The sequence below is a fragment of the Kitasatospora sp. NPDC001159 genome (genome assembly GCF_053598235.1).
Genome location: NZ_JBSFJV010000020.1, coordinates 100,023 through 106,675 on the forward strand (window position 1 = coordinate 100,023; position 6,653 = coordinate 106,675).

Annotated in this window: 9 protein-coding genes; 6 read left to right on the top strand and 3 right to left on the bottom strand. The window is 73.7% G+C overall.

What is annotated here, in order from left to right; genetic code table 11:
• Positions 1–51: 51 nt before the first annotated feature.
• A complete protein-coding gene (locus tag ACWC9T_RS13555; protein ID WP_449821195.1) occupies positions 52–993 on the bottom strand; it encodes an alpha/beta hydrolase in 942 nt (313 codons plus the stop codon).
• 44 nt (positions 994–1,037) lie between these two features.
• Between ACWC9T_RS13555 and ACWC9T_RS13560 the strand changes: the two genes are divergently transcribed.
• Together ACWC9T_RS13560 and ACWC9T_RS13565 are read left to right on the top strand one after the other, a co-directional pair.
• Entirely contained in the window at positions 1,038–1,520 is a 483-nt protein-coding gene (locus ACWC9T_RS13560; protein ID WP_449821196.1) for a MarR family winged helix-turn-helix transcriptional regulator, read from the top strand.
• 723 nt (positions 1,521–2,243) lie between these two features.
• The gene (locus ACWC9T_RS13565) at positions 2,244–3,509 is read left to right on the top strand and encodes a cytochrome P450 family protein (protein WP_449821197.1); all 1,266 of its coding nucleotides are present in this window, start codon (positions 2,244–2,246) and stop codon (positions 3,507–3,509) included.
• A 71-nt stretch (positions 3,510–3,580) separates the two neighbouring features.
• Here ACWC9T_RS13565 and ACWC9T_RS13570 read toward each other — a convergent pair whose 3' ends face one another.
• Entirely contained in the window at positions 3,581–4,078 is a 498-nt protein-coding gene (locus ACWC9T_RS13570) for a MarR family winged helix-turn-helix transcriptional regulator (RefSeq protein WP_449821198.1), read from the bottom strand.
• Between the two features lie 56 nt (positions 4,079–4,134).
• Between ACWC9T_RS13570 and ACWC9T_RS13575 the strand changes: the two genes are divergently transcribed.
• The gene (locus ACWC9T_RS13575) at positions 4,135–4,356 is read left to right on the top strand and encodes a hypothetical protein (protein WP_449821199.1); all 222 of its coding nucleotides are present in this window, start codon (positions 4,135–4,137) and stop codon (positions 4,354–4,356) included.
• A gap of 295 nt (positions 4,357–4,651) precedes the next feature.
• On the opposite strand, the gene ACWC9T_RS13580 is transcribed toward ACWC9T_RS13575, so the two are convergent.
• Complete coding sequence (locus tag ACWC9T_RS13580) at positions 4,652–5,119, bottom strand: hypothetical protein (RefSeq protein ID WP_449821200.1); 468 nt, start codon at positions 5,117–5,119, stop codon at positions 4,652–4,654.
• Positions 5,120–5,156: 37 nt separating this feature from the next.
• Here ACWC9T_RS13580 and ACWC9T_RS13585 point away from each other — a divergent pair, with 37 nt between their 5' ends.
• The 3 genes from ACWC9T_RS13585 to ACWC9T_RS13595 all read left to right on the top strand — a co-directional run.
• On the top strand, positions 5,157–5,363 hold the full coding sequence (locus tag ACWC9T_RS13585; protein ID WP_449821201.1) for a hypothetical protein: 207 nt from the start codon (positions 5,157–5,159) through the stop codon (positions 5,361–5,363).
• 136 nt (positions 5,364–5,499) lie between these two features.
• Positions 5,500–5,865 carry a hypothetical protein gene (locus ACWC9T_RS13590; RefSeq protein ID WP_449821202.1) on the top strand — a complete coding sequence of 122 codons (366 nt, stop codon included), beginning with the start codon at positions 5,500–5,502 and terminating at the stop codon, positions 5,863–5,865.
• A 204-nt stretch (positions 5,866–6,069) separates the two neighbouring features.
• Positions 6,070–6,653: helix-turn-helix domain-containing protein (locus ACWC9T_RS13595; protein WP_449821203.1), on the top strand; the 584-nt coding region annotated here is incomplete at its 3' end.

The window sequence follows — 6,653 nt, forward strand, 5'->3', positions numbered from 1 at the left end:
GCCGATCAACGCCGGCTCCGCCGGTACGCGCGGCGATTCGCCGCCCGCGCCTCACGCGCGTGCCGCGGCCCGGGCGCGGATCCGCTGGCGCAGGAAGAGGGCGGCGCGCTCCAGCGCCTCGTCCGCCTCGTCGAGGAGGCCGGCGAAGCACTGGAACACGTGCGGCACGTCGGCGGTGACGTCGAGGATGACGTCCACGCCGGCCGCCCCGGCCCGCGCGGCCAGGCGGGTGGAGTCGTCCAGCAGCACCTCGTTGGCGCCGACCTGGATCAGCATCGGGGGGAAGCCGGTCAGGTCGGCGAGGACGGCCGGGCTGAGCAGGGGCTGGTGCGGGTCGGCGCCGGCGAGGTACATGGCTCCGGTGCGGGCGAGGGCCGCGCGGGTGAAGATCGGGTCGATGCCCTCCTTGGTGTCCATGCTCTCGCCGGTGCGGGTCGCGTCGGCGCCCGGGGAGAAGGCCAGGATCGCGGCGGGCAGCGGCAGGCCCGCGTCCCGGGCGGCGAGACAGGTGGTGACGGCCAGGCCGCCGCCGGCGGAGTCCCCGGCGAAGACGATGGCCGAGGGGTCCTCTCCGCGGTCGAGGAGGGCGCGGTAGGCGCTCAGGGTGTCCTCGATCGCGGCCGGGAAGGGGTGTTCGGGGGCGAGCCGGTAGTCCAGCGAGTACGCCCCGAGGCCGGTCCTGGCCACCAGGTGCCCGGTCAGCGAGAGGGCGGTCTCGGGCGAACCGAAGACCCAGCCGCCGCCGTGGAAGTACAGGATCGTCCCGGAGCCCGGGCTGCCCGCCGCCCCTGCGTCCGGCCCGTCCTTCGGCTCGACGCGCAGGGCGGGCCGGCCGCCCAGCACCGTCGGCGCGGTGCGGATGCTGTCGTGGGGCACGATCATCCCGGCCATCAACTCCCGGAATCCGGCCCGGATCTCCTCGACCGACCGGGGCCCCTCGGGGCCCGGCTGCCGCAGGATCCGGTCGACCCGGATGCGCTGCTCCCTGCTCATGGACACACTCCCACCTGCAAGTAACTTCCCGTACACTATCTTCCGTGGAATATACATTGGGTGGCGACAGCGCCACAGCCGATTTCCCGGGCCTCTTCGCCGACCTGGTGCGGAGCGAGACGCGCCTGTACAACGCCCTCAACGACCGCCTGCGCGAACGGCACGGCATCGTCACCTCGCAGTACGAGTTCCTGAGCCACCTGCGCGATCACCCCGGGTGCCGGGTGGCGGACCTCGCCGCCGAGTTCGCCATCGGCGTCGGGGCGACCAGCAAGGGCATCGACCGCCTGGAGAAGCAGGGATGGGCCGCCCGCCGCCCGAACCCGGCCGACCGCCGGTCCTCACTGCTGACCCTGACCGACGACGGCGCACGGCTCGTCGAGGAGGCGCAGCGGACCTTCACCGTCGCCCTGGCCGAACTGCTCGGCGGCGCCCTCGACGGGCCTTCGGTGTCAGCACTGGCACGGGCGCTGGCGACCCTGCGGTCCGCGCTCGAACGCGACCAGGTCGGCACACCCAGCGGCTGACCGGCACCCGGGCCGAGCCGGGGCCGGTGACAGCTCAACCGGTCGACACCGTCCGGATACTGCCGTCATGGCCGTCACCCGGCAGCTCGCCCGAGTCCCGGCGGAGTACCTCGCCGCCTGCCGTCAGTGCGCCGACGGCTCACCGGACGGAGACCACGGCTGGGATCCGCCGTCCGTGGACTGTCTGGACCTGGACTGGGCACCGTCCATGCTGAAACGTGCCTGCGAGCTGGCGCGGCTCGACACCGTCCACCAGGAGGCGCTCGGGCGCGCGACCGACGGCGACAGCGCCATCGGCCTGGGCTTCCTCGGCACCCACCCGCATACGATCGCCTTCTTCGGCTCCGCTCCCCCGCCCTGTCCCCCGCCGCGGTCGCCGAGGTGCCGACACTGCTCGGCGAGATCGACATGCCGGCGATCCTCCGCTCGGTCCTGGACAGCGACGCGGGCTCCGCGACCGGCCACGGGGTCCGCAATCTTGGGCAGTACCTGCTGGGCCGCGAACGTCTCGCACAACTCGGCCTGGTCTCCGGTAAGTTCAGGGCGGTAATGTCGCCCGGACTGCATGGGAACACCCCTTCGGCAACTGCGACCGACAGAGTGCACGCCACTGACAACGCAGCGATCTCCGCCGCTTCGCGGCTCCGGGCCAAGGATGGGCTAGCCCCCAGCTGAAGCAGGGGATCTGCGCCCAAGAGTCAGATCAAAGGTGAAGGAGCCCTCGTGGAACCTCAGTTGGACCCCCCCGACCACCCCGTGCAATGCCCGCGGCTCGTGCTGGACCCCACCGGGCGGGGGCGTGACGCCGAGAGCGCCGAGCTGTTCGCGCGCGGGCCGGCCACCCCCGTGGACATCCTGGGGGTGCAGGCGTGGGCGGTGGCCGACCCGGTGCTGCTGGAGGAGCTGCTCAAGGACCCGCGGATCTCCAAGGACGGTCCGCGGCACTGGCCGGCCTTCGCGCAGGTGGTGCCGAACTGGCCGCTGGCACTGTGGGTGACGGCGCGCAACATGTTCACCGCGCACGGCGCCGACCACCGCCGGCTGCGGCGCCTGGTGGGCGCGGCGTTCACGGCCCGTCAGGTCGCGGCGATGGCCGAGCGGATCGAGGAGCTGACGGCGGCGCTGCTGGAGGAGGTGGCGCTGACCCCGCCCGGGGTGGCGGTGGACCTGCGCGAGCGCCTGGCCTACCCGCTGCCGATCCAGGTGATCGGCCGGCTGCTGGGGCTGCCGGAGACGCTGCGGGATCGGTTCCGCCGCACCGTCGACCGGGTCTTCGACACCACCCTGGCCCCGGAGGAGTCGGCGGCCAACGCGGCGGCGTTCTCCACGATGCTGGACGAGCTGATAGCGGCCAAGCGCGAGCGGCCCGGGGACGACATGACCTCCCGGCTGATCACCGTGCGCGACACCGAGGGCGACGGCAGTGCGCTGACCGAGGAGGAGCTGCGCGACACCCTGCTGCTGGTCGTCTCGGCGGGCTACGAGACCGCCGTCAACCTGATCGACAACGCGGTGGCGCTGCTGCTCACCCACCCCGAGCAGCTCGACCTGGTGCGCTCGGGCAAGGTCGGCTGGGACGACGTGGTCGAGGAGGCGCTGCGTCGCGAGGCGCCGGTGGCGCACCTGCCGCTGCGGTACGCGGTCGAGGACATCGTGCTGCCGGGTGGGGTGGTGATCCGCCGGGGCGAGGCGATCCTGGCCTCCTACGCGGCGGCCGGGCGCCACCCGGTGCGGTACGGGGACAGCGGCGCGGTCTTCGACGTCACCCGGCCGGTCAAGGACCACCTGGCGTTCGGGCACGGCCCGCACTTCTGCCCCGGCGCGCCGCTGGCCCGCCTGGAGGCGCGGACGGCCCTGCGGGCGCTGTTCGAGCGCTTCCCGCGGATGGTGCTGGCGCCGGGGGCGGAGCTGGAGCCGGTGGAGTCGCTGATCTCCAACGGGCACCGGTCGCTGCCGGTGCTGCCGGGCGGCGAGGCGCAGGGCGTCTAGGCACGTGGGCGGGTGGGCCTGGCGCCCCGTTGCCCGGGGTGCGCGGGCGCACCGGGCAACGGGGCGGCGGTTCAGCGGCCTTGGGGGGTGGCGGCCCGGCCGAAGCCGGCAACGAAGGCGGTGATCAGACGGGCGAACTCGGTGCGGTCGGCATCGGGCCAGTCGGCCATCGCGCGGGCGAAGACCTCGCGGCGGAAGTGGTGGGCGCGGTCCAGCTGTTCGCGGCCGACGGGGGTGAGGACAAGCAGGGTGCGGCGGGCGTCGCACGGGTCACTGCCGCGTTCCAGCCAGCCCTCCTCGACGGTGCGCAGCACCAGGCGGCTGGCGCGGGGCTGGTCGACGCCGAGGGCGGCGGCGACGTCGGTGACCGCGCAGGGGCCGCCAGGGGCCTCGACGGCGTCGAGGACGCCGAAGAGGGTGGGGTCGGTGGCGCGGGCGCCGTCGGGCGGGGTGATGCGGCCCAGGCAGCGGCGGGTCTGGCTGCGGCGGATGGCGGCCATGGCGCGTTCGACGGCGGCGACGGCTTCCTGTTGCTGTGGGCTCTTCTCCTGCTTCTCCTGCTTCGACATGCATGCCAGGGTTGCAACTGTTGTCAAAAGACATGCATCAATGGGGGGTCACCGCCATGCCCACGTCCGCCACCACGGCCGGCCTGCCCGACGTCCGCGAGCAGCGCCCGTTCGGCTACTGGCTGCGGCACATCGACGGCGCCATCGAGCAGTCCATGGCCCGCCTGTTCGCCGCCGACGCCCTGAGCCGGCGCGGCTGGCAGGTGCTCAACACCGTGGCCTGCGGGCCGCTGTCCACCGCCGGGGTCGACGAGACCATGGCGGCCTTCCTCCCCTGACGAGCCGACCATGCACCCGTACGTGGACGCCCTCGCGGCCCGCGGCTGGGTGCGGATCGGCGAGGACACCGTCGTCTCCCTCACCGAGGACGGGCGCGCCGCCCACCTGCGGATCTCCACGCAGGTCGCGGCGCTGCGCGAGCGACTGACGGCCTGTGTGACGCCGCAGGAGTTCGCCACCCCGATGACCCTGCTGCGGCGCATCGGCGCCCATCTCGACACCCTGGCCGAGCCGCGTAGCCGCGCGCGGGAAGTCGGCCGGGCCGACTTCCCGCGCGGCGCGGCGCATGCGCCGTCACGGACGGGGCCGGCCCTCGTTGCCCGGGCCGTGGCGGGTGTCCAGGCACAGCGCCCACACGTCGGTGCAGGGGTCGGGCGAGGGCGAGCCGCCGACGTGGACCGAGACGGTCCAGGCGGCGGGCCCGGTGGAGTCGCCGGCGGCCGGGGTGCCGGTGGCGTCGCCGGGGTAGCCGCCGGTGAGGTGGGTGCCGCCGGAGCCGGCCTTGCGCACGCGAGCGTGCCGCTGGAAAGCGGCCGGCAGCGGAAGTACCAGCACCTGTACGACGAGGTGTTCGCCGCCGAACTCGCGCCCGTGGACGGGGTGGTGGAGGCGCTGGCCCGCCTGGAACGGGATGGGCTGCGCGACTGCGTGGCCTCCTCCAGCAGCCACAGCCGACTGCGCCGCACCCTGGGGCAGACCGGCCTGCCGGCGCGCTTCGAGGGGGCGGATCACCTTCAGCGCCGAGGAGGTCGCCGAGGGCAAGCCCGCCCCCGACCTGTTCCTGCACACCGCGAAGGCGATGGGCGTCGGTCCGGCCGCCCGTCCGGTGGCGGAGGACAGCAAGTACGGAGTGGCCGCCGCCCGCGCGGCCGGGATGCGCTCGCCCGGTTTCCACGGCGCTCTCACTCCCGGCCACTGGCTCGCCGGCCCCGGCACCCGCCTGTTCGACGACCTGCGCGCCCTGCCCCGGCTGATCGCCGGGGCCGCCGAGCCGGCGCTGCCCTAGCCGAAGAGCGGCGCCCGTGCGCGGCGGCGCGCCCCTGTCGGATGTCAGGGACCGCCGCCGCACCCGCGTTCCTAGGCTGGCGAGCACTGGCCCCGACCCCACGTCAGGGCCGCTCCACCAGCAAGGGAGAACCACCATGCGCAGGATCACCCGCACCTTGGCCGCCCTCGGGATCGCCGCCGCCGCGCTGACCACCCTGGGCACCGGCAACGCCGGCGCCGCCGACGGCTCCTGGGCGGGCTGCCCGTACGGCGCCGTGTGCGTCTACCCGCAGGACCAGAACCCGGCCTCCGCCCCCAGCGACGTGTACTGGAGCTACGGCGCCCACAACCTGAGCAACCAGTCCGGCAACCACTGGGTGCTCAACAACCAGTCCGGCGGCGCCCACGCCCACCTGTGCCGCGGCTCGGGCGGCTCCGACTGCGTGTACGACATCCCCGCCCAGAAGGGCGTCTACTACGACCTGGGCCCGATCAACTCCATCACCCTCGATCGGTCCTGACGGTCGTCATACAGCTGGTGTCCGCCGTGTCCGGGGGGACGGCGGGCACCCCCCTTTTCCGGCTCTCCTGCGCATGTGTGGGTGTGCTGATCTGCGGCTGGACGTGAAACACGCCGTTCCCTGTGATCCTTGAGGTGTCGAGACTCAAATTGGATCAAGCAGAGAGACGGCGTGTCTGCCTTCAGCATATGGAAGCGCACCCTGATGGTCGAAAACACCGTGGTCGAGGGTGTCCGCTGGGATGAATCGGAACAGTGTGTGGCCGTGTCGGTACGGCCTGACGCGCGGCGGCGTGGGCGGTGCGGGGTGTGCCGGCGCCCGGCGCCGTGGTACGACCGGGGACGTGGCCGGCGCCGGTGGCGTGACCTGGACCACGGGACGGTGCGGGCGTTCCTGGAGGCCGACGCCCCGCGCGTCGCCTGCCGCGAACACGGCCCGACCGTCGCCTTCGTCCCCTGGGCCCGGCACGACGCCGGGCACACCCTGGCCTTCGACGCCCAGACCGCGTGGATGGCCGCCGAGTGCTCCAAGAGCGCCGCGGCCGAGCTGCTTCGCTGCACCTGGCGCACGGTCGGGCGGATCGTCGAGCGCTTCACCGCCGACCGCGACCGGCACACCGACCGGCTGGCCGCACTGCGCCGGATCGGGATCGACGAGATCTCCTACCGCAAGGGCCAGCGCTACATGACCGTGGTGGTCGACCACGACACCTGCCGGGTGGTGTGGATGGCCGACGGCCACGGCACCGACGTCCTCACCCGGTTCTTCGACGACCTCGGCCAGGCCCG